We start from the raw sequence: 236 nt of genomic DNA, 5'->3' as shown, positions 1-236 counted from the left end.
CTCCAGGTCGGTCAATCATCCGGTTGATGATGTCCAGATAGCGCCAGCTTCGTTGCTCATTGCTGGCCCGCCGCCGCATTAAACGATATCGCGCCTGTCCGGCCCCCTGCTCAGAGAAATAATGCTCAAGCAGCTGTACCATTGCGGAAAGTCCCTGACGAATCTGCCCATCAGAGAGATTTTGCGGATGTGAGGATAACTCACGGGCGAGGAAATCGAGCTGGCGCGCGGTGACT

1 protein-coding gene is annotated in these 236 nt (G+C 56.4%); it reads right to left on the bottom strand.

The window, feature by feature from the left end; genetic code table 11:
- Positions 1–236 (bottom strand): DUF2813 domain-containing protein (locus V5P19_RS24530; RefSeq protein ID WP_334408114.1); only part of this gene is annotated, 236 nt, incomplete at both ends.

Origin of the sequence: Enterobacter sp. UNJFSC 003, assembly GCF_036903355.1 — a bacterium.
GTDB lineage: Bacteria > Pseudomonadota > Gammaproteobacteria > Enterobacterales > Enterobacteriaceae > Enterobacter.
Note: the sequence above shows the minus strand (reverse complement) of the source record. Positions and strands in the feature narration are given on the sequence as shown.